The sequence below is a fragment of the Rhodococcus sp. ACS1 genome (assembly GCF_002300155.1).
Taxonomy (GTDB): Bacteria; Actinomycetota; Actinomycetes; order Mycobacteriales; family Mycobacteriaceae; genus Rhodococcus_F; species Rhodococcus_F koreensis.
The window spans coordinates 1,137,044-1,163,847 of record NZ_NSDZ01000004.1 but is presented as its reverse complement, the minus strand read 5'-3'; the positions used below and the strand labels follow the sequence as shown (position 1 = coordinate 1,163,847).

Genomic DNA, 26,804 nt, shown 5'->3' with positions numbered 1-26,804 from the left:
GGATCACTTTCTGTACGGGTGGAACGGGTCACGCGGGGTCGAGCACGAAGTTGTAGGTGACGTAGTTCTTGCCGTCGTCGCCGGTCTTCGGGTCGAGGATCAGTTCCGGCTTGGTGGCCGACGCGACGTCGCTGTCGATCCACTCGCCGCCCTTGAAGTACAGCTGCGTGGTGACCGACTCCTTGCCGGGCGCCGACACGATGAGGTGCAGGTGCGCGGGACGCCACGGGTGGCCGTTCTGCGCCTCGATGAACTGGCCGGTCGGGCCGTCGGTCGGGATCTGGTAGGGCGCCGGCTGGATCGTGGTGATCTCGTAGCGACCCTCGTCGTCGGCGATGATCGTGCCGCGCAGGTTCCACTCGGGCAGGTGCGGTGCGAACTGCGAGTAGTAGCCGTCGTTGTCGGCGTGCCACAGTTCGACCTTCGCCCCGGCGAGCCCGTTGCCGTCGAGGTCGGTGACCTGGCCGGCGAAGACGAGCGGGGTGATCTTCTCGTCCTCGGCACGCATCGGCAGGGTGCACATGGACGGCAGTTCCGGCGAGTTCTCGATGTAGTACGGGCCTTCGATGCTGCCCTTGGTGCCCTTGCGGGAGCGGGCGAGGACCTCTTCGACGGAGTGCTCGATGAACACGTCGAGGAACAGCGGCCATTCGCCGCCCTCGCCGACGTCGATCAGCCACTGCTTGAACACGCGGTACTCGGGGTAGGTGACGCCGTGCTTCAGGATCACGTCGTTGAGCGCGCCGAGGGCGTCCTTGGCGATCGCCGCGAGCCGCTCGGGCGAGGTGTCGGCGCTGACGCGCTCGGCCTTGAACTTGTCGGTGGCGGCGGAGCCGGATCCGGCTGCGGTGGGACTCTCGGTGGTGGTCATCGTTTCTCCTCGGGCTGAAGGAATTCGGACAGGGCTGGTATCGAGTTTTGGGCGACGCGGTGGGTGTTCACACGCCGGAGGGTCTTGCATATGTACGCTGTGCGTACTAACATCACGCTGTGCGTACACCACTACTGTGCGCGCAGTCACATTGAAATGTCAACCCCGAGTCCGAAGACGCACACGAATCGCTGGTGGAGGCCGCAATGACCGAGAGCGATCGCGATTACATCCAGAGCATCGAGCGCGGTTTCGCCGTGCTGCTGGCCTTCGACGCCCAGCGCCCGAACCCGACGCTCGCCGAACTCGCGACGGAAGCGGGGCTGTCGCGCCCCGCCGTCCGCCGGATCCTGCTCACCCTGCAGAAGCTGGGGTACGTCGCGGGGGCGGGAGGCCGGTGGTCGCTCACCCCCCGCGTGCTCAGCATCGGACAGCACTACTCGGAGTCGCACGCGCTCATCGAGGCCGCGATGCCCCGGCTGCTCGAGGTGGCCGAGAAGACCCAGGAGTCCGCGTCGCTCGGTGTGCTCGACGGCGCCGACGTGGTCTACGCGGCGCGCGTCCCCGTCCGGCGGATCATGAGCATCAACGTCTCCGTGGGCACCCGCGTCCCCGCGTACGCCACGTCCATGGGCCGTGCGCTCCTGGCCTGGGCCCCCGCCGACGTCGTCGAGCAGGTGGTCGCCGAGTCCACGTTCCAGAAACTCGGGCCCGAAACCATCGGCTCCGCGGCCGAACTCGAGCGGGAACTGACCAAGGTCCGCGAGCAGGGGTTCGCCCTGACGGCCGAGGAACTGGAGAAGGGGCTCATCTCGCTCGCCGCACCGGTCCGCGACGCCGGCGGCACGGTAGTCGGCGTGGTCGCGTGCTCCACGTCGTCCGCGCGCAACACTCCGGCGCAGTTCCGCGAACAGGCCGTTCCGTGCGTCCTCGCCGCCGCGGCCGCCCTGAGCGCGGACATGGGTTACGCCGGCTGACGGCGGCACGCCGGTCAGATCGGATCGAGCACGAAGTCGCAGGAGACCACTCCATCGGCACCGACGTCGACAAGCGTCTCGACGGCGGAACTGCCCACTTCTCTCGACGCGCCGGGCGTAGGGACCAGCCTCGTCGCGAGCGGGCGGAACCCGCGCGCGTGCACGATCACGTTGAGGTGCCCCACGTCGGCATCGCCTCGGGCGCTGGAGAATTCGCACGGCGCGGGCTGCACCGTCGCGATGTCGAAGCGACCGCCCGCGCAGGTGACGACGATGCCGCGCAGGTTGTTGCGGAGGATCTCCACGGAATACCCGGAATAGCATCCGTCGGCGTCCGCGTGCCAGATCTCGATCTCCGCACCCGACAGCGGTTCGCCGGTGCGGGACCGGACGACGCCCGTCATCCGCAGCGGCGTTCCGGGTTCGCCGGGAAGTGCCGCGAGGTTCGCGGTCCACGGCAGCACCCGCTGCGCGGGGAGGTAGAACTCCCGGTCCACGTAGTCGAGGCAGGCCCGGTCGGCCCGGGGTGCGGTCGTCGTCGACGTTGAGGTCATCACCTGATCCGATCACTCGTGCACGCTGTGCGTACACAGGGAACGCTGTGCGGTCGTGGTCGAGTGTGCGCGCAGTCACAGGCGTTCGTCAACTGCGCTCCGTTCACATCGCGAACGGGTCGGTACGGGGCAACTGTGGGATAATTTCCCGGCCACCGGCGGACAACGACGTTTCGCCGTCGCCCGGTGCGCGCCCTCGCGCCGGCCACGTCGAACACCCGAGGAACACATCGATGACCACCCCTCCCCGCAGCATCACCCTCCGCTTCCTCGCCGCACCCACCGAGGTCGCGACACTCGGAGGTGCAGTCCAGGGCGGCCGCATCCTCGAATGGATCGACAAGGCCGCGTACGCCTGCGCGGTCGGCTGGAGCGGGAGTTACTGCGTCACCGCGTACGTCGGAAACATCAAATTCACCCGGTCCATCGAGTCCGGACATCTCGTGGAGGTCGAAGCGCGCCTCGTCCACACCGGGCGCTCCAGCATGCACATCCAGTGCACGGTCTCGTCCGCCGACCCTCGGACCGGCCAGTTCACCGAGGCCAGCAACTGCCTGATCATCTTCGTGGCCGTCGACGACTCCGGAAAGCCGACGACCGTGCCGCCGTGGAAGCCCGTCACCGCCGCCGACCACGCCGAGTCCGAGGAGGCCGTCATGCGCATCGGCCTGCGGGCCGACATCGAAGAGGCGATGAGCAAGCAGAGCTACACCGACGCGGGCACCGCACCGGAATCGCTGACCCGCTTCCTGGCCGCGCCCACCGACGTCAACTGGGGCGGCAAGACGCACGGCGGGACCGTGATGCGCTGGATCGACGAGGCCGCCTACCTGTGCGGCACGTCGTGGAACGGCACCCCGTGCGTGTCCGTGTACGCCGGCGGTGTCCGGTTCTACCGCCCGATCCAGATCGGGCACGTCGTCGAGGTCGACGCCCGCCTGCTGCACACGGGCGCGCAGACCATGCACATCTCGGTGCACGTGCGATCGGGCGACCCGCGCACCCGGGAAATGAACCTCACCACCCACTGCCTCACCGTCGTCGCCGCTGTCGACGACGACGGCGCGACCACGGCTGCGCGGCAGTGGGTTCCGCAGTCCGACGAGGATCGCAAGCTGGAGGCGCACGCCCGCGAACTCATCGCCCTCCGCGACCGGGCGCGAATCGGCGCCCTCGCGTAACCCACCCGGGTAGCGTCACGGGAAATGGTCTACCCGCGGAAGGAGCGGGGGATGCCCGGCGACCGTCCACTCGACGCGCAGTTGTCCCGGCGGCGGGTGCTGCAATGGGGCGCGGGAGCCGCGCTGCTCGGACTCGCCGCGGCCTGCGCCCGCGGCGAGAACACCGAGGCGGCGATCGGACCGGATTCACCGCAGGTGCGGGCGTTCGCCGAGGCCGAGTCGCGGCGGTTCCCCGGCGGCCGGCCTGTCGCCTACGAACTGACCGCGGCGCAGTCCGACGTCGACCTCGCAGGTACGCGCACCGCGGCGTGGCTGTACAACACGCAACTGCCGGGCCCGGTCGTGCGCGCGAACGTCGGCGACCGGGTCCAGGTGCGGTTCCGCAACCAGCTCCCGGACCCCACGACCGTGCACTGGCACGGGCTGGCCATCCGAAACGACATGGACGGGGTCCCGGACGTCACGCAGGCCCCGATCCCGGCGGAGGACGAATTCGTCTACGACTTCATCCCGCCCGACCCGGGAACGTACTGGTATCACACGCACGGCGATCTCCAGCGCGGCCGCGGGCTGTACGGGGCGCTGATCGTCGACGACCCCGCAGCACCCGCGAACTACGACGCCGAGTTCGTCGTCGTGCTGTCCGACTGGCTGACCGATCGCACGCCGACGCAGGTCTTCGACGAGCTGCGGGGCGGGAGGATGGCGTCCATGCCCGATATGACGTCGGCCGCGCTCGGCGGCGACGCCGGCGACGTCCGGTATCCGGTGTATCTCGTGAACGGCAGAACTCCCGCCGACCCGGCGGTCTTCACCGCCCGAGCGGGGCAACGCGCCCGCATCCGGCTGATCAACGCCGGCGACGACACGGCGTTCCGGGTCGCGCTGGGTGGCCACCGGCTGACCGTCACGGACACGGACGGTTTCCCCGTCGATCCGGTCGACACCGATTCGGTGCTGATCGGCATGGGCGAGCGGTACGACGCCGTCGTCACCCTGCAGGACGGGGTATTCCCGCTGGTCGCGGTCGCCGAGGGGAAGGGGGCGCAGGGATTCGCAGTGGTCCGCACCGGGGGCGGCGCGGCACCCGCCCCCACTGTGATGCCCGCCGAACTCACGGCACCGCCGCTCACCGTGGCCGACCTGCAGGCCACCGAGGCCGCGCGGCTACCGGTTCTCGACCCGGCCGTCACCCTGGAGGCGTCGCTCGGCGGCGACATGAAGGCCTACTCGTGGACGGTGAACGGCCATGCGTATCCCGACCACACACCCCTGACGGTGCACTCGGATCAGCGGGTACGGCTGGTCTACACGAACAAGACGATGATGTGGCATCCCATGCACCTGCACGGGCACACGTTCGCGGTGGCCCGGATGGACGGCTCCGGACCGCGGAAGGACACCGTGATCGTGCTCCCCGGCCAGACCGTCGCCGCCGACATCGACACGACCAATCCAGGTCAGTGGATCACACACTGCCACAACGACTATCACCTCGCCGCGGGCATGGCGACCATCTTCTCCTACGTCGACTGAGCCCGGGCCGTCAGCCCCGGAGCGCCTCCGAGGGCGCCACACCGTACTTGCGGCGGTACGCCGCCGCGAACCGGCCGGTGTGGGTGAAACCCCACCGCATCGCGACTTCGGCGACCGTCTGTGCACCGTTCGCGCGCAGCAGGTCGTCGTGGACGCGTTCGAGTCGTACGTCCAGCAGGTAGTCGCGGGGGCTCACCCCGACATAGTCGCGGAACCCTTCCTGCAACCGGCGCACGCTGACCCCGGCGACCTCGGCCATGTCGGCCGCCGTCCAGGCGCGGGACGGGTCGGCGTGGATCTCGTCGACCACCCGCTTCACGATCCGCGGACGCGCGCATCCCACCCCGGCCCCGTCGTCCGGGACCGCGGCGAGCACCAGCGCGGTGGTGACCGCCCCCGACAACTGCTCCGCGACGAGCGCGTTGTTCAGCACCCCGTCCGACTCCAGCATCTGCTTCAGCAACGACCGCACCAGAGCGAGCCAACTCGCGCCGTTCTCGGTGGTCACATCGATCTGCGGGGGTAGCTGGATGTCGGGCCGGGCCAGGATCCGCGACATTTCCCGGTGCAGGTGGTCCCGGTCGACGCGGACCCCGATGATCGAGCACTCCTCGCTCCAGTTGGTGATGAGCGTCGACGTGTCGGGCGGGCAGATCGTCCCGGAACCCGGCGCCAACATCACCTCGTTCCTGCCGGTCACCGACTCGAGGTGCCCCGACAGCGGGACGTTGACGGCGTACGCGCCGGGGTGGTCGGACCGGATCGACACGTCCGCACCCCAGCCGATGTGCGTGATCTTCACCGGGCCCAACTCCACTGCCTCCGCGACCGTATTGGTGGCCTTCGACCTGCTCAGCGGCGTGAGGGTGTGCGGGAAGTACACGTCCGACACGACGTGCGACGCCTCGTCCCAGTCCTCGGGGCGGGAAATCTTCGACGTGGCCGACATGGCACCAGTGTGACCGCGCACACTTCGCAATGCAATCGAGGCCCCCGCCTCAACTCGCCGCGCAAAGCGGATCACCTCCGCGCTCAGCGGATCGACGCCCCGTTCCCGCAGTCGTACGTTTCTCCGTACCTCAACAGCGCCCCGGACAGGAAGGGAGGCTCCGAACATGGAGCAGCGCGAACTCCGGAACATTTTCGGGCAGCTTGCCAGCGGAGTCACGGTCATCACGTGCGCCAACTCCGACGGTCTGCCGCACGGAGCGACGGTCACCGCCTTCACCGCCGTCTCGATCGAGCCGAGGCTGTGCCAGATCACCCTGACCCGAAAGTCGAAGGCCTGCAACTACTTGAGCAAGTCGCCGTTCGCCGTCAACATCCTCGCCGCGGACCAGGTGGACACCGCGATGCATTTCGCCGGACGCCCGCAGAACCCCGAACCCGTGTGGGCCGACGGACCGACCGCCCCCGTCCTCTGCGGCGCCGCCGCCACGCTGTCCTGCGAACCGTGGGCGGAGTACGACGGCGGCGACCACATCATCTTCATCGGTGAAATCGTGGCCGCCGAATCGAGCGGCAAGGATCCACTGCTGTTCTACCGGAGCACGTTCCACGACCTCGGTTCCCCGTCGGCGTCGGCCGCGTGGAACGGATCGATGGACGATCCGAACAGCGGATGGTTCGACTCCACCACCTCCTTCGCCCCCTTCCACCTTCAGCCCGTCCACTGACCGCCGAATCCGAAAGGACCCACCATGACCACCACCGAAAGCGCTCCCGAGACCACGCTCGACCCGACGAAGGTCAACCCTGCCGCGGACTGTGAAGCCAACCGCACCGCGAACTTCGCGACCCGCCCGATGACCGGTGACGAGTACATCGAGTCCCTCAAGGACGACCGCGAGATCTGGTTGCACGGCGAGCGCGTCGAGGACGTCACGACGCACCCGGCGTTCCGGAACCCGATCCGGATGACCGCGCGTCTCTACGACTCGATGCACACCGGTGAGCACGTCGACAAGGTCACCACGTCCACCGACACCGGCAACGGCGGCGTCACGATGCCGTTCTTCAAGGCCCCCACCTCCTCGGACGACCTGCTGAAGGAACGCGACGCCATCGCCACCTGGGCGCGGATGACGTACGGCTGGATGGGTCGCTCCCCCGACTACAAGGCCTCCTTCCTCGGTACCCTGCACGCGAACAAGGAGCTGTATTCGCCGTTCCAGGACAACGCCGAGCGCTGGTACAAGGAATCGCAGGAAAAGGTCCTGTACTGGAACCACGCCATCATCAACCCGCCCGTCGACCGGCAGCTCCCGCCGGACGAGGTCGGTGACGTGTTCATGAAGGTGGAGAAGGAGACCGACGCCGGCCTCATCGTCTCCGGCGCGAAGGTCGTGGCCACCGGGTCCGCCATCACCAACTACAACTTCATCGCCCACTACGGACTGCCGATCAAGAAGAAGGAATTCGCGCTCATCTGCACCGTCCCGATGGACGCACCGGGCGTGAAGCTGATCTGCCGGTCCTCGTTCACCCAGAACGCGGCCGTGATGGGCTCCCCGTTCGACTACCCGCTGTCGAGCCGGATGGACGAGAACGACACCATCTTCATCTTCGACAAGGTGCTCGTGCCGTGGGAGAACGTCTTCATGTACGGCGACGTCGACAAGATCAACGGCTTCTTCCCGCAGTCCGGGTTCCTGCCCCGCTTCACGTTCCAGGGCTGCACGCGTCTCGCGGTGAAGCTCGACTTCATCGCCGGCATGCTGATGAAGGCCCTCGACGCCACCGGAGCCGGCGGATTCCGCGGTGTGCAGACCCGCGTCGGTGAAGTCATCGGCTGGCGAAACCTGTTCTGGTCACTCACCGAATCGATGGCACGCAACCCCGAGCCGTGGATCGGCGACACCGTCATCCCCAAGCTCGAGTACGGCCTCACGTACCGCATGTTCATGATCCAGGGCTACCCGCGGATCAAGGAGATCATCGAGCAGGACGTCGCGTCCGGCCTGATCTACCTCCCCTCGAGCGCACGCGACTTCAAGAGCCCCGACGTCCGCCCGTACCTCGACAAGTACGTTCGCGGCTCCGACGGCATGACCGCCGTCGAACGCGTCAAGATCATGAAGGCCCTGTGGGATTCGATCGGCAGCGAATTCGGTGGCCGCCACGAACTGTACGAGCGCAACTACTCCGGCAACCACGAAAACGTCAAGGCCGAGCTGCTGTTCGCCGCCGAGAACCGCGGCGACGTCGCCTCCATGAAGGGCCTCGCCGAGCAGTGCCTGGCCGAGTACGACCTCGACGGCTGGACGGTGCCCGACCTCATCGGCAACGACGACGTCTCGTACTTCGGCAACAAGTAGCCCCACACACGCGCACTCCCCGTCAGAAGCGAACGAGCTCTGACGGGGATTTGCCGTACCTACGGCGGTACGCGGCGGAGAACCGGCCCGCGTGCGTGAAACGCCATCGGGCAGCGACTTCGGAGACGGTGACACTCGAACCCAGCGCCTTCAAGTCTTCGTGAGCGCGGCTCAGCCGGATGTCGAGGAGGCATTCGGAGGGGCTGCGCCCGACGTACTGGCGGAACCCTTCCTGCAGGCGGCGGACACTGGTGCCCGCCAACTCGGCCATGTCGGCCGCGGTCCACGCCCTTGCCGGATCGTCGTGAAGTCCGTCGAGGACCCGTTTGACGATCCGCGGTCGCGGGGCGCTGGGGCGGGCCTCCTCGTCGGGGGTGACGGCGAGGATGAACGCCGACGTGATCGCGCCGGCGAGTTGCGGGCCGACCACCGGGTTCGCGAGAAGGTCGGCCGGCTCCCGCAGTTGCGCGGTCAGTGAGCGCACCAGACGGAACCAGCTGTTTTCGGCCGCACCGGTGAGATCCAGCTGCGCGGGCAGGCGCAGCCCGGTCCGCAGCTCGGAACCGAGGATCCGGTCGGCCTCCTGTTCGAGGAAGTCGCCGTCGAATTTGACGCCGAGCACCGAGCAGTCGCCGCTCCACCGGGTGATCAGGGTCGGCTCGTCCGCCCGGAAGACGGTAGCCTGCCCCGGCCGCGACACCACCGTGCCTCCCGGCGAACGGGACTCCAGCGAACCGGACAGCGGGATGTTGACCTCGTACGCACCCGGGTAGTCACATTCAATCGACACGTCCGCGCCCCAGCCCAACCTGCCGAGCGTGACGGGACCGAAGTCGACGGTCCGCATCGACAAGGTCATCGCACCGCCCGACGACAGGTCGGTCAGCGTATGGGGAAAGTACGCACCGGCCACCGCTCTCGACGCCGCATCCCAGTCCCGGGTCTCGGTGATCGTCGATGCCATCGTCATGCACCTGCCTCGCTGAAGAATCGATTCCGACCAATTGAAGCTGCGCCGGGACTCCGGGTCGAGGGTAACTGAGATGCCGATCACAACTTGTCGCGCACATCGTCCAGACCCCGCGCAGAGTGGCTAGACGACCCGCCGACCTGCGCATTACGTTCTCCCCACGCCGCCACGGCCGCGAAAGTTGTTTCCGAAGAGGAGAATTGACATGACCGCCACGCTGTCCTGGATCGACGAGATCACGATGACGGAGCTCGAGCGCAACCCGTACCCGGTCTACGAACGGCTGCGCGCCGAGGCGCCCCTGGCGTACGTTCCGGTTCTCGGGTCGTTCGTCGCGACCACCGCCGACCTGTGCCGCACCATCGCCAACAGCCCCGACTTCGAGGGGATCATCACGAAGGCCGGCGGACGCACGTTCGGCCACCCGGCGGTGATCGGAGTCAACGGTGAAATCCACCGTGACCTGCGGTCGATGGTCGACCCGGCGCTGCAACCGTCGGAGGTGGATCGGTGGGTCGACGGGCTCGTCCGGCCCATCGCGCGGCGCTACGTGGAGCAGTTCGAGAACGACGGCACCGCCGATCTGGTGTCGCAGTACTGCGAGCCGGTCAGTGTGCGCGCACTCGGTGATCTGCTGGGTCTGAACGACGTCAGCTCGGACACGTTGCGCGACTGGTTCCACCGGTTGTCGAACTCCTTCACCAACGCGGGCGTGGACGCGAACGGAGAATTCACGAACCCGGAGGGCTTCGTGCAGGGCGACGAGGCGAAGGCCGAGATCCGGGCCGTCGTCGATCCGCTCATCGACAAGTGGACCGTCGACCCCGACGACAGCGCCATCTCGCACTGGTTGCACGACGGCATGCCCGAGGGGCAGGTCCGCGACCGCGAGTACATCTACCCCACCCTGTTCGTCTACCTGCTGGGCGCGATGCAGGAGCCCGGCCACGGCATGGCGTCGACGCTCGTGGGTCTGTTCACCCGCCCCGAGCAGCTGGAGGCCGTCGTCGACGAGCCGGCGCTGATTCCGCGGGCGATCTCCGAGGGAATGCGCTGGACCTCCCCGATCTGGTCGGCCACCGCCCGCATCAGCACCCGGGACGTCACGCTGGGGGACGTGTTCCTTCCCGAGGGATCCGTGGTGCTGCTGTCCTACGGTTCGGCCAACCACGACACCGCCGTCTACGACGCCCCCACCGACTACGACATGACGCGTCCCCCGCTCCCCCACCTGGCGTTCGGTTCCGGCAACCATGCGTGTGCGGGCATCTACTTCGCCAACCACGTGTGCCGGATCGGCCTGGAGGAGCTGTTCGAGGCGATCCCGAACCTCGAACGCGACGCCGGCGCAGACGTCGAGTTCTGGGGCTGGGGTTTCCGCGGTCCGACCGCTCTGCGGACCACGTGGGAGGTGTAGCCGTGACCTTCACCGTCTCGGTCGGCACCGACAGCGTGGAATGCCGCCCCGACCAGCCGATCCTGGACGCCTTCCTCCGGGGCAGCGTGTGGATGCCGAACTCGTGTAATCAGGGCACGTGCGGGACGTGCAAGCTGCGGGTGGTGTCGGGGTCCGTCGACCACGGGCGCTCGCCCGAGAACACCCTGTCCCCGGCCGAGCGCGAGCAGGGGTTCGCGCTGGCCTGCCAGGCGACCCCGTGCAGCGACACGGTGGTCGAACGCCTGGACGCGTCGCCCACGGGCGACGTCCACGCACTGCGGGACCTCGTCGGCACCGTGAGCGCGATCGAGGACGTCGCCCGCGACACGAGGCGTGTTCTCGTCACGCTCGACAGCCCGCTCGAATTCTCCGCAGGGCAGTACGTCGAACTGCGGGTCCCCGGCACCGGCCACGGTCGCCAGTACTCGATGGCGAACACGCCGGGCGAGTCGAAACAGCTCGAGTTCCACATCCGCAGGCAACCAGGCGGAGCGGCGACGGACGGCTGGGTGTTCAGCTCGATGTCCGTCGGTGAGCGCGTGGACATGGTGGGCCCGCTCGGCGACTTCCGTCTCGACCCGGAGGACGAAGGTCCCATGATCCTGCTCGGCGGCGGAACCGGTCTCGCCCCGCTGAAATCGATAACTCGCCAGGCACTCACGAAAGAACCGGACCGGGCGGTCCACCTGTATCACGGCGTGCGCGGGGAAGCCGACCTGTACGACGTGGACCTGCTGCGGGAATGGGAGCGGGCGCACCCAGGGTTCCGATACGTTCCGTGCCTGAGTGACGAGGCGTGGTCCGGGCGGTCCGGTTACGTCACCGATGCGTTCGTGGAGGACTTCGACACCTGTCGCGGCCACTCCGGATACCTGTGCGGGCCGCCCGCGATGGTCGACGCCGGGATCAAAGCGTTCAAACGCAGGCGGATGGCTCCGCGGCGCATCTTCCGGGAGAAGTTCACCCCCGCCGGCTGATCACGGGATCGATGCACGCCGGGGCCCCGAGACCCCGGCGTGCGCATGCCGAACACGTCCTAGTCAGTACTCGGTAAATGCCTAGTGTGATGCAGCGCACAGGCTGCAAGAGTGGAATCCATTGCCGGACCCGGGCGCCCCCGCAGGGCGCAAGCCCCCGGAGATCTTGGAGGATCCCATGACTGAAACCCTGTACTCAGCGCCGTCCGAGGACGTGCGCGCCAAGCTGGCCGACGCACTCATCGAAGACTCGGAAACCGGCCGCTACCAGGTGCGACGAAGCGTCTTCACCGACGAGGACCTGTTCGAACTGGAGATGAAGCACATCTTCGAGGGCAACTGGATCTACCTGGCCCACGAGAGCCAGATCCCGAATGTCGGCGACTACTTCACCACGTACATGGGCCGCCAGCCGATCGTGATCTCCCGCAACAAGGAGGGCGAACTCAACGCCCTGGTGAATGCGTGCAGCCACCGCGGCGCGATGCTCTGCCGGCGCAAGACGGACAACCGGACCACATTCACCTGCCCGTTCCACGGCTGGACGTTCAACAACTCCGGCAAGCTGCTCAAGGTCAAGGACCCGCGCGAGGCCGGCTATCCGGAGCAGTTCAACAAGGATGGCTCCCACGACCTCACCAAGGTCGCGCGGTTCGAGAACTACCGCGGATTCCTGTTCGGCAGCCTCAACGCCGACGTCCCGCCGCTCGAGGAACACCTCGGGGACACCACGAAGATCATCGACATGATCGTCGACCAGTCGCCCGACGGACTCGAGGTGCTGCGCGGTGCGTCCACGTACACCTACGACGGCAACTGGAAGCTGCAGACCGAGAACGGTGCCGACGGCTACCACGTGTCCGCCACCCACTGGAACTACGCGGCGACCACGTCGCGGCGCGAATCCGGTGAGTCCACCAACGCCACGAAGGCGATGGACGCCGGCAAGTGGTCGAAGCAGCAGGGCGGCTACTACTCGTTCGACAACGGCCATCTGCTGCTGTGGACCAAGTGGGCCGACCCCGCCAACCGTCCCCTCAACGAGCGCCGCGACGAACTGGTCGCCGAGTACGGCGAGGACCGCGCCGACTGGATGATCGGGGTGTCCCGCAACCTGTGCCTGTACCCGAACGTGTACCTGATGGACCAGTTCGGTTCGCAGATCCGGCATTTCCGTCCGATCTCCGTCGACAAGACGGAGGTCACCATCTACTGCATCGCCCCCAAGGGTGAGAGCCGGACGGCACGCGCCGCCCGCATCCGCCAGTACGAGGACTTCTTCAACGCCACCGGTATGGCCACCCCGGACGATCTCGAGGAGTTCCGCTCCTGCCAGAAGACGTACCAGGCCGGCGCCGCACCGTTCAACGACCTCAGCCGCGGTGTCACGCATCAACTCCGGGGCCCCGACGAGGACGCGAAGAAGATCGGCATCAACCCCATCTCCAGTGGTGTGAAGACCGAGGACGAGGGCCTCTACCCGATCCAGCACGGCTACTGGGTGCAGGCGCTTACCAAGGCGCTCGACGCCGACGTTGCCGCGAACAACCGCTGAGGGAGACGATCACCATGACTGCAGTAGCCGAAAGCACCGTCACCCAGCACGACATCGAGCAGTTCCTCTACCGTGAGGCCCGCTACCTCGACGACCGCGAGTTCGAGAAATGGATCGAGTGCTATCACCCCGACTCCGAGTTCTGGATGCCGGCGTGGGCCGACGACGGCGAACTGACGATCGACCCGATGACCGAGATCTCGCTGATCTACTACGCCAACCGCGGCGGCATCGAGGACCGCGTGTTCCGCATCAAGACCGACAGGTCGAGTGCGACGAGCCTTCCGGAACCCCGCACCGGTCACAACATCTCGAACGTCGAGGTCACCGATCGTCGCGGGAAAGTCGTGGATGTCCGGTTCAACTGGTTCACGCTCTACTTCCGGTACAACACGGTCGACACGTACTTCGGGAACTCCTTCTACACGATCGACTTTTCCGGTGAGCAGCCTCTGATCATGAAGAAGAAGGTCGTGCTCAAGAACGACTACATCCACCACGTGGTCGACATCTATCACATCTGATCTCCTTCCATTCTTCGCGAATCGAGCTGTTTTCCATGACTTTCCAAGTTGCACTGAGTTTCGAGGACGGGATCACCCGCTTCATCAAGTGTGACGGCGACGAGACGGTCGCCGACGCGTCCTACCGCGCACGCATCAACATTCCCCTCGACTGCCGAGACGGGGCGTGCGGCACCTGCAAGTCGCTCTGCGAGTCCGGCACCTACGACGGCGGCGACTACATCGAAGAAGCGCTCACCGACGACGAGGCGGAGCAGGGTTACTGCCTTCCGTGCCAGATGATGCCGGAAAGCGATCTGGTGCTGCAGATCCCGACCACCTCGGATGTCGCCAAGACGGCGGCGGGCACGTTCACGTCGACGATCACGGAGATCCGGAAGTTCTCCGACACCACCATCGGGTTCACCATCGACATCACGAACCGGGACGACCTCGTCTTCCTCCCGGGGCAGTACGTGAACATCACCGTTCCCGGGACCGAGGCGACGCGCTCGTATTCGTTCAGCACCGGACCCACGTCGAAGGAACTGTCGTTCCTGGTCAAGATCACCGACGGCGGCCTGATGTCGGAGTACCTCCGCGACCGCGCACGGGTCGGCGACGCACTCGAGTTCACCGGCCCGATGGGAAGCTTCTTCCTGCGTGAGCAGAAGCGCCGCGCACTGCTGCTCGCCGGCGGCACCGGGCTGGCCCCGCTGCTGTCGATCCTCGACAAGATGCGCGCCGACGCCGTCGACCACCCCGTGCACCTGATCTACGGTGTGTCGTCCGACGCGGACCTGGTGGAACTGGACAAGCTCGAGGAGTACACGAAGTCGCTGCCGCAGTTCACGTTCGACTACTGCGTGTCCGACCCGGCGAGCAGTGCCCCGAACAAGGGGTACGTGACCGGCCTGTTCGAACCCGCGCACCTGAACGACGGCGACGTGGACGTGTACCTGTGCGGCCCGCCGCCCATGGTCGAAGCGGTGCGCGACCACCTGAAGGCGGAGGGCGTCACGCCGGCGAACTTCTACTTCGAGAAGTTCAATAACGCGGCGACACCGAGCGGGTCCGAGCCATCCGCACCGCCGGCGGCGGACGCGGCCCCGGCGGCACCCGAGTACGAGATCGGCGAGGAGCACCAGCCGCTGTCCGAGTCGGATGCGCAGTTCGACGCCCGCATGGCGCTCGAACTCGGCGCGATGGAACTGACCATCGGCCGGATGACGCGGGAACAGCTGTCCGAGTACCGGATCCTCGCCGAGACCTCCTGCGAATCGATCGAGAACGACCACTTCACGGACGCCGGCGCGTTCACCGACACCAACGCCTCGTTCCACGAGTTCCTGTTCCGGTGCACCGCCAACGACGTACTCCTGGAGGCGTACAACCGCCTCGAGGTCACCCAGCTGATGACCAGGGTGCTCCGCACCGCGGACTGGGTGGACGAGCACATCCAGCACGACCACCTTGACATCGTCGCCGCGTTCGAGAGGGGTGACCGCGCCGCCGCCCACGACCTGATCGTCAGCCACAGCGCGCACGCGAAGGCCACCATGTGCCGCGCCATCGAGAGGAGTGCCGTCGCATGAGTGGATTCGTCACTCCGCACCGATTCGACGGCAAGGTGGTCGCGGTTACCGGCGCAGCGCAGGGCATCGGCCTGACGGTCGCCACCCGACTCGCGGCCGAGGGTGCGTCGCTGATCCTGATCGACCGCGCCGACCTCGTACACGACGTCGCGAAGGGCTTGCGGGAGAACGGCACCGAGGCGCACAGCATCACCGCCAACCTGGAGCAGTTCGCCGACGCCGAGGCGGCGATCGACGAGGCGCGGCAGCAGCACGGCCGGCTCGACGTGCTGATCAACAACGTCGGCGGCACCATCTGGGCCAAGCCGTACGAGCACTACACCGCCGAGCAGATCCAGGCGGAGGTGCAGCGCTCGCTGTTCCCGACCCTGTGGACGTGCCGTGCCGTCCTCCCCCACCTCATCGCGCAGCAGTCGGGCACCATCGTCAACGTGTCGTCGGTGGCCACCCGGGGTGTCAACCGCGTGCCCTACGCGGCGTCGAAGGGCGGGGTCAACGCCCTCACCGCCTCCCTCGCGCTCGAAGCGGCGCAGTACGGTATCCGCGTGGTGGCCACCGCTCCCGGCGGCACCGAAGCGCCGGCGCGTCGTGTCCCCCGCGGTCCCGGCGCGGACACCGATCGGGAAAAGGCCTGGTATCAGCAGATCGTCGACCAGACGGTCGACTCGTCCCTGATGAAGCGGTACGGCACTCTCGACGAGCAGGCCGCCGCGATCGTCTTCCTCGCCTCGGGCGAGGCCTCGTACATCACCGGCTCGGTCCTGCCCGTCGCCGGTGGCGACCTCGGCTAACCCCCACAGATCTCGACCGCCTCATCGGCGGGGCGCATTGCACCGTCTCGCCGATGAGGCATTTCTCTACCCGAATTCAACTGTGACACAACGCACTTTCATATAAGACCCGGTTCCCCGTCACACCCACCGAGCGGAGATCACCATGACTCAATCCACCCCCGGCACCTGGGCAAGTCCGAGACACCGAAGCGCCGTCACCTGGATCGTCGCGATCGCCACGATCGCGATCATCTTCGACGGCTACGACCTCGTCGTGTACGGCACCATCCTCCCGACGTTGATGAACGATCCCGGCCAACTCGGCGAGATCTCCGCCCAGCAGGCCGGCGCACTGGGCTCGTACGCGCTGATCGGCGTCATGGTGGGCGCACTCACCGCAGGCGCGGTGGGCGACTACCTCGGCAGGCGCCGGATGATGCTCGTCAACATCGCATGGTTCTCCGTGGGCATGGGACTCGCCGCGCTGGCCACGAACGTCACCATGTTCGGCCTGCTGCGGTTCTTCACCGGCATCGGCGTCGGGGGCCTCGTCGCCACCGCGGGCGCGATGGTGGCGGAGTTCGCCCCTCCCGGAAAGCGGAACCTGTACAACGCGATCGTCTACAGCGGCGTCCCCGCAGGCGGAGTGCTCGCCTCCCTCCTCGCGATCGTCCTGCGCGACACGATCGGGTGGCGCGGGCTCTTCTGGATCGGCGCACTGCCCATCGTGATCCTCCTTCCGTTGGCGCTCGCGAAACTGCCGGAGTCGCCGAAGTGGCTCGTCGCCCGCGGGCAGGAGGACAAGGCCCGTCGCGTCTCCGAACGGACGGGTATCCCGATGCCCGGCGCCGAGGAGATCGCCGCGGAACGGGCGTCGATCGAGAAGGTCGGCTTCGCGGCACTCGCGACGCGCCGTTACGCCTGGGGCACCGCACTTCTCGGCCTGATGAGCTTCTCCGGCCTGCTGCTCACCTACGGCCTCAACACGTGGCTTCCGAAGATCATGGAGGACGCCGGGTTCAACGCGAAGGGGTCGCTGTCATTCCTGCTCGTCCTCAACGGCGGCGCCATCCTCGGCGGCCTGATCGCCTCGAAGGTCGCCGACGGCATCGGACCGCAACGCGTCGTCGCCACCACGTTCGGTCTCGCCGCGCTGGCCCTGATCCTCCTGACGCTCGGCTTCCCGCTTCCGGTGCTCCTCGCGTCCGTCGCCGTCGCCGGAGTCGGCACCATCGGCACCCAGGTCCTGATCTACGGATTCGTCTCCAACTACTACTCGACGTCCGCGCGCGGCGCCGGGGTGGCCTGGTGCGCCGGATTCGGCCGGCTGGGCGGCATCTTCGGCCCGCTGATCGGCGGCGCCCTGATCAGCGCCGGCATCAGCAGCCAGGTGGCGTTCTACGTCTTCGCAGGCATCGCCGTCCTGGGCGGGATCGTGACGTTCTTCGTCCCGCACCAACGGGATGCGGTTGCGACCACGAGCGAGGAGTCCTACTCCACCGTCCAGGTGTCGTGACCGGTCAGCAACCGCTGCAGCGAACCGTCGTCGACCGGGTCCGTCTCCCGCGCGATCTCGTTCTGCAGACGCACCATGTCGTCGTACGTGTCCCGCGCGACGCTGCGGAACACACCCGTCACGGTGTGCGTCAGATCCTGATCGGACAACCTCGACAGAGCGTAGGCGTAGTCGGGGTCGTCGGTGTGGGCGTCGTGCACCACGATCTCGTCCCGGTCGACGTCGTCGGTCGCGACCACCTTCAGACCGAAACCCGATCGGACGACGCAGTATTCGCCTGAACCGCCGAACACGATCGGCTCGCCGTGGACCAGCGGGATCAGGCGCTGCTCCGAACCGTCCTTGCGCAGGACGTCGAACGAGCCGTCGTTGAAGATCGGGCAGTCCTGGTAGATCTCCACGAAGGACGTGCCGCGGTGGGCCGCCGCCTGCCGCAGCACCTCCGTCAGCCCCTTGCGGTCCGAGTCCATCGCGCGGGCCGCGAACGTCGCCTCGGCGCCCAACGCGAGGGACAGCGTGTTGAACGGGTGGTCCACCGACCCCAGCGGCGTCGACTTGGTGACCTTCCCGACCTCCGACGTCGGCGAGTACTGGCCCTTCGTCAGCCCGTAGATCCTGTTGTTGAACAGCAGGATCGTCAGGTTGACGTTCCTCCGCAGGGCGTGGATGAGATGGTTGCCGCCGATCGACAGCGCGTCGCCGTCGCCGGTCACCACCCACACCGACAGGTCCGGACGCGTCACCGCGAGACCCGTTGCGATGGCGGGCGCGCGGCCGTGGATCGAATGCAGACCGTACGTGTCCAGGTAGTACGGGAACCGGCTCGAGCATCCGATGCCGGAGACGAACATCAGGTTCTCGCGCCGAAGTCCCAACTCCGGAAGGAAGCTTCGGATCGTCGCGAGAATGACGTAGTCTCCGCACCCCGGACACCAGCGGACCTCCTGGTCCGACGTGAAGTCCTTGGCCTTCTGCGGTTCGTCGGTCCGGGGCACGTGCGCGGTGGCGCTCAGGCCCAGATCTGTACCAACCCGACTGATCATCCGTGTCACGCCGACTCCTCCTGCCGGGGTCCGGTCGATCGATAGGTCGCCGACGCGAGCGCGTCGGAGGTCTTCGCGAGTTCGTGCTCCCGCAACGTCCCGGCCAGCGCGGAGTCGATCACCTCGTGCAGTTCGTCGCCGAGGAACGCGAGGCCCTTCACCTTGGTCACCGACTGCACGTCGACGAGGAACCGTGAGCGGAGGATCATCGCGAGTTGTCCCAGATTCATCTCCGGGGCGACGACGGTCGCGTAACTGCGCAGCACCGCACCGAGGTTCGCGGGCAGTGGGTTCAGGTTGCGCACGTGCACGTGGGCCACCTTCTTGCCCTCTCGGCGAGCACGCCTGCAGGCCTCGCCGATGGGCCCGTACGAACTTCCCCACCCGACGAGCAGCAGGTCGGCCTCCCCCGACGGGTCGTCGACGACGGCGTCGGGAACGGTGATTCCGTCGATCTTGGCCTGGCGCAACCGGACCATCAGGTCGTGGTTGGCGGGATCGTAGGAGATGTCGCCGCTGCCGTCGGCCTTCTCCAGACCGCCGATGCGGTGTTCGAGCCCGGGAGTTCCCGGCAGCGCCATGGCACGCGCGAGCGTCTCCCGGTCGCGGACGTACGGTGCGAACTCGCCGTCCACCGGCGGTGCCGTGTCGACACCGGGATCGATCCGGTCCAGTGCGGACACGTCCGGGACGGCCCACGGTTCACTTCCGTTCGCGATCGCACCGTCCGACAGCAACAGCACCGGGGTGCGGTACGTGAACGCGATCCGGGCGGCCTCGACCGCGGCATCGAAGCAGTCCGCGGGTGAGCACGGTGCGATCACGGCCACCGGCGACTCGCCGTTGCGCCCGTACATCGCCTGCAACAGGTCCGACTGCTCGGTCTTCGTCGGAAGACCGGTGGACGGACCACCACGCTGGACGTCGATGACGAGCAGCGGAACCTCCGTCATCACCGCCAGCCCGATCGCTTCGCTCTTGAGCGCCAGTCCGGGTCCGGACGTGCTCGTCACCCCGAGCGCACCGCCGATCGACGCGCCCAGCGCCGCGCCGATCCCGGCGATCTCGTCCTCCGCCTGGAACGTGGTGACGCCGAGATTCCGGTGTTTGCTCAGCTCGTGCAGGATGTCCGACGCCGGGGTGATCGGGTAGGTGCCGAGGAAGACGTCCCGCGACGCCAGCTGCCCCGCGGTCACCACCCCGTAGGCCAGGGCCGTGTTCCCGGTGACCTGGCGGTACGTGGCCGGTGGGAGCGTCGCCGCCGACACCTCGTACGTCGTCGCGAAACTCTCCGTGGTCTCCCCGTAGTTCCACCCGGCCTTGAACGCGAGCAGGTTGCCCTCCGCGATCTGCGGCTTCTCCGCGAACTTGATCTGCAGGAACCGTTCGATGCCGTGGGTGGGGCGGTTGTACATCCAGGACAGCAGCCCGAGCGCGAACATGTTCTTCGCCCGCTCGCCGTCCTTCCGGCTCAGCCCGGCCGGTTCCACCGCACCCGCCGTCAGCGTCGACATCGCCACCGGATGCACCACGTAGTCCTCGAGGGAGTCGTCGTCGAGCGGGCTCGTGGCGTACCCGACCTTCGCGAGATTCCGCTTGGTGAACTCGTCGGTGTTCACGATGATCATGCCGCCGCGCGGCAGATCGGCCACGTTCGCCTTCAACGCCGCCGGATTCATGGCGACCAGGACGTCCGGGCGGTCTCCGGCCGTGAGAATGTCGTAGTCCGCGATCTGGATCTGAAACGACGACACCCCGGGCAGGGTGCCCTGCGGCGCCCGGATCTCGGCGGGGAAGTTGGGCTGGGTGGCGAGGTCGTTGCCGAACGCCGCCGCCTCCGACGTGAACCGGTCGCCGGTCAACTGCATACCGTCGCCCGAGTCTCCGGCAAAGCGGATCGCCACCCGCTCCAGCTTCGTGGAGTTCGCCTCCGTCATGAATTCACCGAATCCTTCGACTCGTGTTCGCTCTGACCAGCAGCTTCTCACCTCACGTTACAAGCGTTCCCAATTTTCGCCAGGAAGACGCCGAAATAGCGCGTCGCGATACGGTGAGTGACGTGAGTGACCCAGGGAATATCGAGTTCGTCGGACGTTCCCGCGAGCTCGCCGAACTCGAGGCGGTCCTGCACGAGACCGCCCAGGGTGTGCCCGTCGTCGTGGTCGTCGAAGGTGTGCCGGGCATCGGCAAGACCACTCTGGTGGAACACTTCCTCGCCGCGCATTCCGACGTGCCCGCGTTCTCCGCGGTGTGTGCCCCGTGGGCGTCGAGCCGCCCCTTCGGAGTCGCCGAACAGCTACTGGGTGCGGCCGTCACGGCGCAGGAACCTCTCGACGTCGCCCGTGAATTCGTCACGGCGGCGGCTCCGCGCGCCGGTGACGCGCCGTTCGTCGTCGTGGTCGACGACGCGCACTGGGCAGATCTGGCGTCGCTGCAGTCGTTGACCTCCGCCGTGCATCTACTCGACCGCCCGGCCGTGATCGTTCTCGTCACGAACCCGGATCCGCCCGACGGTGTTCCCGCGGACGTCCTCGATGTTCTCGACCGGCACAGTCGCCATCGGGTTCGTGTCCGCCCACTCGATGCGTCCGACACTCGCGCCCTCGCGAGCAGCCTCGCGCACGTCGACCTTCCCACCCCGGTCGCGCACCAGCTCGTCCAGCACACGGCCGGGAACCCGCGGCACCTCACGCAACTCCTCCAGGAGGTCGATCCTGTTCTGTGGGGACGCTGGCAGGCGGTCCTCCCGGTGCCGCACACGTTCGCGGCGAAGGTACGGTTGCAGCTGTCAGAGGCCTCACCGCAGGCCCGTGCGCTCGCCGAAGCGGCCGCAGTCCTGGCCGGGGATCCGAGATTCGCCGACGCCTCCGCACTCGCCGGCATCGAACACCCGGTGGACGCGCTCGACGAACTTCACCGGGCAGGCCTCCTCACCGCCGGTGAGCACCGCGGCGTGACCGTGCTGACCTTCCCGTCGCCACTCACCCGCGCCGCCGTGTACCACCGCCTCGGGCCGATCCGACGGCGCGACCTGCACGATCACGCCGCGCGGATCGTCGAGGACGAGGGCAGACGCCTGGACCACCGCGCCGCGGCCGCCCCGTTCGCCGACCCGGCGCTCGCGGACGAACTCGACCGCTACTCCGCGAGCAGGGCGACGGTCGGGGCGTGGTCGGCGGTCGCGGACGCACTGATCAAGTCGAGCCGCCTCACCGCGGACCGGGGGGAACGCGAGCAGCGGCTGATTCGTGCCGTCGACGCCCTCCTCGGCACCGGAAATCTCTCCCAGGCAGTGGCTTTCGCTCCGGAGATCGAGAGTTTCCCGGAGAGCCCGTTGCGCGACGCCGTGCTCGGCTACCTCGCGATCCAACGCGGCCGTCGCGCGGAGGCCGATGCACTGCTCACCCAGTCCTGGACCGCTTGCGACTCGGAGACCTATCCGGCCACCGCCGCCTTGATCTGCCAGCGGCGTGTCCTCGACTCGCTGGCCCGCTGGCACGGACCAGACCTCGTCGAATGGGGTTCCCGGGCAGTCGCTCTCGTCGATTCGGCTGATCCGTCGGCCGTCGAATCAGCGGCGATCATGGGGCTCGGACTCGCCGCCACCGGCCGGATCGCGGAGGCGCGGGCACACTACGACACACTGTCCGCGAAGATCGCCCTCGGCGCCCAGTCCCAGCGTTTCGACATGGCCCGGGGCTGGCTCGACCTGGCGCTGGACGATCCCGAATCGGCACGCCAGGAACTCGAGAGTGCCGTGCCGACGGCCTTCCGGATGGGCTCCACCCGCATCTCGCTGTGGGCGCAAGCCTGGCTGGCGCGAACACAATTCGCGCTCGGCGATTGGAACGGCGCCATCGCCACCGTCGACCGTGCCGCGCACCAACTCGAGGACGCCACGCTCGACCTCCTCCGGCCCCTCGTCCATTGGACCGGCGCGCAGACGCACGCGCTGCGCGGGAACTGGCCCGCGGCGCACGAGCATCTCCGGCTCGCCGCCGCGAGTTCGCACGACTACCCGATGATGTTCATCCCGTCCGCCCTGGCACGCGCCCAGTGCGCCGAAGTGGAGGCCGACTACGCCGCCGTCATCAGGGCGCTGGAGCCCCTCACCCGCATGGAACCCCGGGAGGGCGTCGACGAGCCCGGTTTCTGGCAGTGGCCCGACGTCTACGCGAACGCGCTCGTGATGGCCGGGCACGTCGACGACGCGGACGCCTTCCTCACCCCGCACGAGGAACGGGCCGCGGAACGCGGGCACCGGTCCGCGATGGCGCGTCTCGGCTACGCCCGCGGGCGCATCGCCGGTGCGCGCGGCGACATCGACACCGCCAGGGACGTGTTCGAGAATGCGCTGACCCAACTCGACACCCTGCCCCTCCCCTACGACCGCGCCCGGGTGAACTTCGCGTACGGCCAGACCCTGCGCCGGGCAGGCAAACGACGCGAAGCCGACGCCGTCATGCAGGCCGCCCGCGAAGGGTATTCCGCGCTCGGCGCCACCTCCTACGTGCAGCGGTGCGACCGCGAACTGAAGGCTGGCGGCCTCAACGTCAAACGCAGCAGGTTCACGCTCGAGGAACTGACCCCGCAGGAACGGGCGGTGACCGAACTCGTCGCGGGCGGAGCCAGCAACAAGGAGGCCGCGGGCGAGCTGTTCCTGTCCGTCAAGACCGTGCAGTACCACCTGACCCGCGTCTACGCGAAGCTCGGCATCCGCTCGCGCAGCGAACTCGCGGCGCAGTTCCGCGACCAGGAGTGACGTCCCGGGTGGCGGGAACCCACCCCGAGGGTGCCTGTTCCGGGCACCGCCGACCGGCCAGGCTGGATCTCGACCGATGAAGCCGACCCACCGGAGTACCGAGATGGATGACACGATCGACGCAGTACGAGCCGACCGCGACCTGAAGACCAAACACCGCGCCATGTGGGCCCTCGGCGACTACCCCGCCCTGGCCACCGACATCATCGCCGGCCTCGGCCCCGCCCTGGTCCGGGCGAGCCGGGTCAGGCCCGGTGACCGTGTCCTCGACGTCGCGGCCGGTTCCGGCAACGCCGCCATCCCCGCGGCGCTGTCCGGTGCGAGCGTCGTCGCCGGTGACCTCACCCCGGAACTGTTCGACGCCGGACGCCGCCGGGCCGCCGAACTCGGCGCCGAGGTCGAGTGGCGCGAAGTCGACGCCGAGGCGATGCCGTTCGCCGACAACGAATTCGACACCGTGATGTCCTGTGTCGGCGTCATGTTCGCCCCGCACCATCAGGAAAGCGCGGACGAGCTCGTCCGTGTCTGCCGGCCGGGCGGGACGATCGGACTGCTCAGCTGGACCCCCGAGGGGTTCATCGGTCAGATGTTCGCGACGATGAAACCGTACGCACCCCCGCCCCCTCCCGGCGCGCAGCCGCCGCCGCTGTGGGGTCGCGAGGACCACGTCCGGGCGTTGTTCGGCCATCGGGTGACCGACGTCGTGGCAACGCGGCACACCGTCCGCATCGATCAGTTCCGGACACCCGAAGACTTCCGCGACTACTTCAAGACCCGCTACGGTCCGACCATCGCGGTGTATCGGTACATCGCCGACGACCCCGCCCGGGTGGCCGAGCTGGACCACGAACTCGCCGACCTTGCACGGCGTTTCGACCACGGCACCGGCAGCACCGTGATGAACTGGGAGTACCTCCTGCTCACCGCGCGGAAGTGGTAGCGAGCAACCACGCGCCGGTCAGGCGTGCTGGGTGAATCCGACCTGGCCGGGACGGCGGTTCGGGGCGTAACCGAGCTTGGCGAGGGTCTCGTCGGCATCGGCGTAGGTCTGACCGATCCGGTAGATGTCGCGGGCCTCCTTACCGGTGGCCACCTCCCGGCCCAGCTCCCCGGCCACCCGGACCAACTGCTCGACCTGCGCGACCGACGTCATCTTCTCACCCTTGCGACCCCAGATCGTGTCCTCGTTCCCGCACCGCGGATGCAGACCCATCGCGATCGCCATCGCGTTGACCGGCAGCACACTGCGCATCAACGTCTCGAGGGTCAGGCACGCACCGTCCGGCACCCGCTGCACGAAATTCATGATGTTGTACGGATTCGGGCCGTCGAAACCGCCACCGATACCGACCCAGGTCAAATTCAGCGGACCGGTGTACACCCCACGCCGGATCAACCGCTCCACCGTCTCGAGCTGCGGAATGCTCGACAGCTGGAAATGCGGCTGGATCCCGGCCGCCTGCAGACGACGCAGATGCTCCTCCACCCACGCCGGACCGGCCGGGACCGTCATCTCCCGGTACGCCTCGGCCAGCTCGGGCCGCTGCATCGAGGTGCCCGCGATGTCGTCGGCGGTCATCAACTCCATGATGTTCATCTGCGAGGTGTTGATCGCGATCGTCACCTGATCCGGTGCCGGATCGAGGTCGGCGAGCATGTGCCGGGTGTCGTCGGAGAGCCACTTCGCGTCCGCACCCTCACCCTCGGGGGCGAACGAGATCGAACCGCCGACCTGCAGGATCATCTCCGGCACCGCCTGCCGCAGTCCGGCGAGCAGTTCGTTGAACTTCGACAGCCGCTTGGAGCCCTTGCCGTCGAGTTCGCGGACGTGGATGTGCAGCACGGTGGCGCCGGCCTCGTAGCAGTCCACCGCCTTCTGCACGTGCTCGTCCATCGTCAGCGGCAGGTCCTCGCGGAAGTCGTCCGGCTCCCACTCCGGACCGTACGGGGCACACGTGATGACCAGCTTCTCCTGGTTTTCGGGGAAGAGGGCGTCGTCGTGGAAATGCATGGGTGTTCTCCGTTTCGAAAGATTGCGGACGGCGGGACTGTGACTCAGCTGACATAACGGTAGCCACGGGATGCGATCCAGACTTACCCTTACGGGACATATTTGTTTCCTGTTCGGGACACCCCGGCCGAGTGGGACGCCTGCAACGGAAGGTGACGCGAATGGCCAAGCCCCTCGCCCGGTATGCCGCGCTGACCGGCTTCGTCGAACTGGGCCGCACACTGTCGCTCGACCCGGTGAAGCTGCTGACGAGCGTCGGACTCGACCCGGCCGGGCTGGACCTGCAGGACCGCTGGGTGCCCGCGTCGTCGGTCGCCCGTCTGCTGGAGTTGTCCGCGGCGACGTCGGGTCGCCAGGACTTCGCGCTGAAGCTGGCCGAGCGGCGGCGCCTGTCCACCCTCGGCCCACTGAGCGTCGGCATCCGGGACGAGCCCGACGCGCGAAGCGCACTCCGGATGCTGATCCGCTTCCAGCACACGTACAACGAGGCGCTACACATCCGGCTGTCCGAGCGCGACGGTCTCGCGACGATACGAATCCGCTTCGATCCCGGCGAACCCGTGCCGGTCCGGCAGTCCGTCGAACTGGCGGTCGCGGTGACCCACCAGCTGTTGCGGCAGCTGCTGGGCGAGCGGTGGCATCCGGTGTCCGTCAGCTTCGAACACGGACGTCCGGCCGACGACTCCACGCACCGGCAAGTTTTCGGCGCGCCACTCCACTTCGACGGCGAGTACTCCGGAATCCTGGTCTACACAGGCGATCTGGACGAGCCGAACAGATTGTCCGACCCGCTGCTGCGGTCCTATGCGCAACAGATCCTCGACACGCTCACCACGCCGGAGGAACCCACCCTCACAAATCGCGTGCGCGAACTCGTCGAACTGCTGCTGCCGAGCGGGCGCTGCTCGATCGAGCAGGTCGCCCGCAGCCTCGGCGTCGACCGCCGGACGGTGCATCGGCACCTCGCGAAATCGGGAGAGACCTTCACCTCGGTCCTCGACTCCACCCGCGCCGAACTCGCGAAACGCATGGTTACCGGGCGGCGCTACTCGTTGACGGAAATCTCCGAGATGCTCGCCTTCTCGACGCCGAGCAGTTTCTCCCGGTGGTTCCATCAGCAGTTCGGCATGAGTCCTCGCGAGTGGCGCAAACAAACCACGGGATAGGTGGCCGTGCGACCGATGTCCCGAAATGCAAAGAATTCCGTCCCGTAGGGGCAACTAAT

General features: G+C 67.6%; 22 protein-coding genes. 15 read left to right on the top strand and 7 right to left on the bottom strand.

The genetic code is table 11. The features are described 5' to 3' along the window. Window positions 1-28: 28 nt before the first annotated feature. Window positions 29-871, bottom strand: a complete 843-nt coding sequence (gene catA / locus CJ179_RS17610; RefSeq protein ID WP_095862381.1) for a catechol 1,2-dioxygenase — start codon at window positions 869-871, stop codon at window positions 29-31. A 206-nt stretch (window positions 872-1,077) separates the two neighbouring features. Between catA and CJ179_RS17605 the strand changes: the two genes are divergently transcribed. After that, window positions 1,078-1,848, top strand: a complete 771-nt coding sequence (locus CJ179_RS17605) for an IclR family transcriptional regulator C-terminal domain-containing protein (RefSeq protein ID WP_072947631.1) — start codon at window positions 1,078-1,080, stop codon at window positions 1,846-1,848. A gap of 14 nt (window positions 1,849-1,862) precedes the next feature. On the opposite strand, the gene CJ179_RS17600 is transcribed toward CJ179_RS17605, so the two are convergent. Then, window positions 1,863-2,402 carry an intradiol ring-cleavage dioxygenase gene (locus CJ179_RS17600; RefSeq protein ID WP_072947628.1) on the bottom strand — a complete coding sequence of 180 codons (540 nt, stop codon included), beginning with the start codon at window positions 2,400-2,402 and terminating at the stop codon, window positions 1,863-1,865. 233 nt (window positions 2,403-2,635) lie between these two features. Between CJ179_RS17600 and CJ179_RS17595 the strand changes: the two genes are divergently transcribed. Then, window positions 2,636-3,583, top strand: coding sequence for an acyl-CoA thioesterase (locus tag CJ179_RS17595; RefSeq protein WP_072947625.1), 948 nt, complete (start codon window positions 2,636-2,638; stop codon window positions 3,581-3,583). 51 nt (window positions 3,584-3,634) lie between these two features. Next, the gene (locus CJ179_RS17590; RefSeq protein WP_095862380.1) at window positions 3,635-5,119 is read left to right on the top strand and encodes a multicopper oxidase family protein; all 1,485 of its coding nucleotides are present in this window, start codon (window positions 3,635-3,637) and stop codon (window positions 5,117-5,119) included. Between the two features lie 10 nt (window positions 5,120-5,129). Here CJ179_RS17590 and CJ179_RS17585 read toward each other — a convergent pair whose 3' ends face one another. Continuing rightward, window positions 5,130-6,068, bottom strand: a complete 939-nt coding sequence (locus CJ179_RS17585) for an AraC family transcriptional regulator (protein ID WP_095862379.1) — start codon at window positions 6,066-6,068, stop codon at window positions 5,130-5,132. Window positions 6,069-6,234: 166 nt separating this feature from the next. Between CJ179_RS17585 and CJ179_RS17580 the strand changes: the two genes are divergently transcribed. Together CJ179_RS17580 and CJ179_RS17575 are read left to right on the top strand one after the other, a co-directional pair. Beyond that, window positions 6,235-6,795 (top strand): flavin reductase family protein, encoded by a 561-nt coding sequence (locus CJ179_RS17580; protein WP_095862378.1) that lies wholly within the window; start codon window positions 6,235-6,237, stop codon window positions 6,793-6,795. 24 nt (window positions 6,796-6,819) lie between these two features. Continuing rightward, window positions 6,820-8,436 (top strand): 4-hydroxyphenylacetate 3-hydroxylase family protein, encoded by a 1,617-nt coding sequence (locus CJ179_RS17575; RefSeq protein ID WP_072947615.1) that lies wholly within the window; start codon window positions 6,820-6,822, stop codon window positions 8,434-8,436. 22 nt (window positions 8,437-8,458) lie between these two features. On the opposite strand, the gene CJ179_RS17570 is transcribed toward CJ179_RS17575, so the two are convergent. Further along, complete coding sequence (locus tag CJ179_RS17570) at window positions 8,459-9,406, bottom strand: AraC family transcriptional regulator (protein ID WP_095862377.1); 948 nt, start codon at window positions 9,404-9,406, stop codon at window positions 8,459-8,461. Window positions 9,407-9,611: 205 nt separating this feature from the next. On the opposite strand from CJ179_RS17570, the gene CJ179_RS17565 reads away from it, so the two are divergent. The 7 genes from CJ179_RS17565 (at window position 9,612) to CJ179_RS17535 (ending at window position 17,763) form a co-directional block, all read left to right on the top strand. Next, on the top strand, window positions 9,612-10,823 hold the full coding sequence (locus tag CJ179_RS17565; RefSeq protein WP_095862376.1) for a cytochrome P450: 1,212 nt from the start codon (window positions 9,612-9,614) through the stop codon (window positions 10,821-10,823). Window positions 10,824-10,825: 2 nt separating this feature from the next. Beyond that, window positions 10,826-11,821: a 2Fe-2S iron-sulfur cluster-binding protein gene (locus CJ179_RS17560; RefSeq protein WP_095862375.1), complete on the top strand. Its 996-nt coding sequence runs from the start codon at window positions 10,826-10,828 to the stop codon at window positions 11,819-11,821. Between the two features lie 178 nt (window positions 11,822-11,999). Continuing rightward, entirely contained in the window at window positions 12,000-13,376 is a 1,377-nt protein-coding gene (gene benA, locus CJ179_RS17555; protein WP_095862374.1) for a benzoate 1,2-dioxygenase large subunit, read from the top strand. Between the two features lie 14 nt (window positions 13,377-13,390). Beyond that, a complete protein-coding gene (gene benB / locus CJ179_RS17550) occupies window positions 13,391-13,900 on the top strand; it encodes a benzoate 1,2-dioxygenase small subunit (RefSeq protein WP_095862373.1) in 510 nt (169 codons plus the stop codon). Window positions 13,901-13,935: 35 nt separating this feature from the next. After that, a complete protein-coding gene (gene benC, locus CJ179_RS17545; protein WP_095862372.1) occupies window positions 13,936-15,474 on the top strand; it encodes a benzoate 1,2-dioxygenase electron transfer component BenC in 1,539 nt (512 codons plus the stop codon). Continuing rightward, window positions 15,471-16,265, top strand: a complete 795-nt coding sequence (locus CJ179_RS17540; protein ID WP_095862371.1) for a 1,6-dihydroxycyclohexa-2,4-diene-1-carboxylate dehydrogenase — start codon at window positions 15,471-15,473, stop codon at window positions 16,263-16,265. The genes benC and CJ179_RS17540 overlap by 4 nt, the downstream gene beginning before the upstream one ends. 145 nt (window positions 16,266-16,410) lie before the next feature. Next, window positions 16,411-17,763, top strand: coding sequence for an aromatic acid/H+ symport family MFS transporter (locus tag CJ179_RS17535; protein WP_095862370.1), 1,353 nt, complete (start codon window positions 16,411-16,413; stop codon window positions 17,761-17,763). On the opposite strand, the gene CJ179_RS17530 is transcribed toward CJ179_RS17535, so the two are convergent. After that, the gene (locus CJ179_RS17530; RefSeq protein ID WP_072947656.1) at window positions 17,739-18,806 is read right to left on the bottom strand and encodes a 2-oxoacid:ferredoxin oxidoreductase subunit beta; all 1,068 of its coding nucleotides are present in this window, start codon (window positions 18,804-18,806) and stop codon (window positions 17,739-17,741) included. The genes CJ179_RS17535 and CJ179_RS17530 overlap by 25 nt on opposite strands. A gap of 5 nt (window positions 18,807-18,811) precedes the next feature. Next, window positions 18,812-20,743: a 2-oxoacid:acceptor oxidoreductase subunit alpha gene (locus tag CJ179_RS17525; protein ID WP_095862369.1), complete on the bottom strand. Its 1,932-nt coding sequence runs from the start codon at window positions 20,741-20,743 to the stop codon at window positions 18,812-18,814. Between the two features lie 122 nt (window positions 20,744-20,865). On the opposite strand from CJ179_RS17525, the gene CJ179_RS17520 reads away from it, so the two are divergent. Further along, window positions 20,866-23,568: a LuxR family transcriptional regulator gene (locus tag CJ179_RS17520; RefSeq protein WP_095862727.1), complete on the top strand. Its 2,703-nt coding sequence runs from the start codon at window positions 20,866-20,868 to the stop codon at window positions 23,566-23,568. Window positions 23,569-23,671: 103 nt separating this feature from the next. After that, on the top strand, window positions 23,672-24,508 hold the full coding sequence (locus CJ179_RS17515; RefSeq protein WP_095862726.1) for a class I SAM-dependent methyltransferase: 837 nt from the start codon (window positions 23,672-23,674) through the stop codon (window positions 24,506-24,508). A gap of 18 nt (window positions 24,509-24,526) precedes the next feature. On the opposite strand, the gene CJ179_RS17510 is transcribed toward CJ179_RS17515, so the two are convergent. After that, entirely contained in the window at window positions 24,527-25,579 is a 1,053-nt protein-coding gene (locus CJ179_RS17510; protein ID WP_072943797.1) for a 3-keto-5-aminohexanoate cleavage protein, read from the bottom strand. 161 nt (window positions 25,580-25,740) lie between these two features. Here CJ179_RS17510 and CJ179_RS17505 point away from each other — a divergent pair, with 161 nt between their 5' ends. Beyond that, window positions 25,741-26,745, top strand: a complete 1,005-nt coding sequence (locus tag CJ179_RS17505; RefSeq protein ID WP_072946304.1) for an AraC family transcriptional regulator — start codon at window positions 25,741-25,743, stop codon at window positions 26,743-26,745. Window positions 26,746-26,804: the final 59 nt, after the last annotated feature.

Coding starts and splice junctions, on each gene's coding strand:
- catA (WP_095862381.1), bottom strand. CDS start 871: ATGACCACCACCGAGAGTCCCACCGCAGCCGGATCCGGCTCCGCCGCC.
- CJ179_RS17605 (WP_072947631.1), top strand. CDS start 1,078: ATGACCGAGAGCGATCGCGATTACATCCAGAGCATCGAGCGCGGTTTC.
- CJ179_RS17600 (WP_072947628.1), bottom strand. CDS start 2,402: ATGACCTCAACGTCGACGACGACCGCACCCCGGGCCGACCGGGCCTGC.
- CJ179_RS17595 (WP_072947625.1), top strand. CDS start 2,636: ATGACCACCCCTCCCCGCAGCATCACCCTCCGCTTCCTCGCCGCACCC.
- CJ179_RS17590 (WP_095862380.1), top strand. CDS start 3,635: ATGCCCGGCGACCGTCCACTCGACGCGCAGTTGTCCCGGCGGCGGGTG.
- CJ179_RS17585 (WP_095862379.1), bottom strand. CDS start 6,068: ATGTCGGCCACGTCGAAGATTTCCCGCCCCGAGGACTGGGACGAGGCG.
- CJ179_RS17580 (WP_095862378.1), top strand. CDS start 6,235: ATGGAGCAGCGCGAACTCCGGAACATTTTCGGGCAGCTTGCCAGCGGA.
- CJ179_RS17575 (WP_072947615.1), top strand. CDS start 6,820: ATGACCACCACCGAAAGCGCTCCCGAGACCACGCTCGACCCGACGAAG.
- CJ179_RS17570 (WP_095862377.1), bottom strand. CDS start 9,406: ATGACGATGGCATCGACGATCACCGAGACCCGGGACTGGGATGCGGCG.
- CJ179_RS17565 (WP_095862376.1), top strand. CDS start 9,612: ATGACCGCCACGCTGTCCTGGATCGACGAGATCACGATGACGGAGCTC.
- benA (WP_095862374.1), top strand. CDS start 12,000: ATGACTGAAACCCTGTACTCAGCGCCGTCCGAGGACGTGCGCGCCAAG.
- benB (WP_095862373.1), top strand. CDS start 13,391: ATGACTGCAGTAGCCGAAAGCACCGTCACCCAGCACGACATCGAGCAG.
- benC (WP_095862372.1), top strand. CDS start 13,936: ATGACTTTCCAAGTTGCACTGAGTTTCGAGGACGGGATCACCCGCTTC.
- CJ179_RS17540 (WP_095862371.1), top strand. CDS start 15,471: ATGAGTGGATTCGTCACTCCGCACCGATTCGACGGCAAGGTGGTCGCG.
- CJ179_RS17535 (WP_095862370.1), top strand. CDS start 16,411: ATGACTCAATCCACCCCCGGCACCTGGGCAAGTCCGAGACACCGAAGC.
- CJ179_RS17530 (WP_072947656.1), bottom strand. CDS start 18,806: ATGATCAGTCGGGTTGGTACAGATCTGGGCCTGAGCGCCACCGCGCAC.
- CJ179_RS17525 (WP_095862369.1), bottom strand. CDS start 20,743: ATGACGGAGGCGAACTCCACGAAGCTGGAGCGGGTGGCGATCCGCTTT.
- CJ179_RS17515 (WP_095862726.1), top strand. CDS start 23,672: ATGGATGACACGATCGACGCAGTACGAGCCGACCGCGACCTGAAGACC.
- CJ179_RS17510 (WP_072943797.1), bottom strand. CDS start 25,579: ATGCATTTCCACGACGACGCCCTCTTCCCCGAAAACCAGGAGAAGCTG.
- CJ179_RS17505 (WP_072946304.1), top strand. CDS start 25,741: ATGGCCAAGCCCCTCGCCCGGTATGCCGCGCTGACCGGCTTCGTCGAA.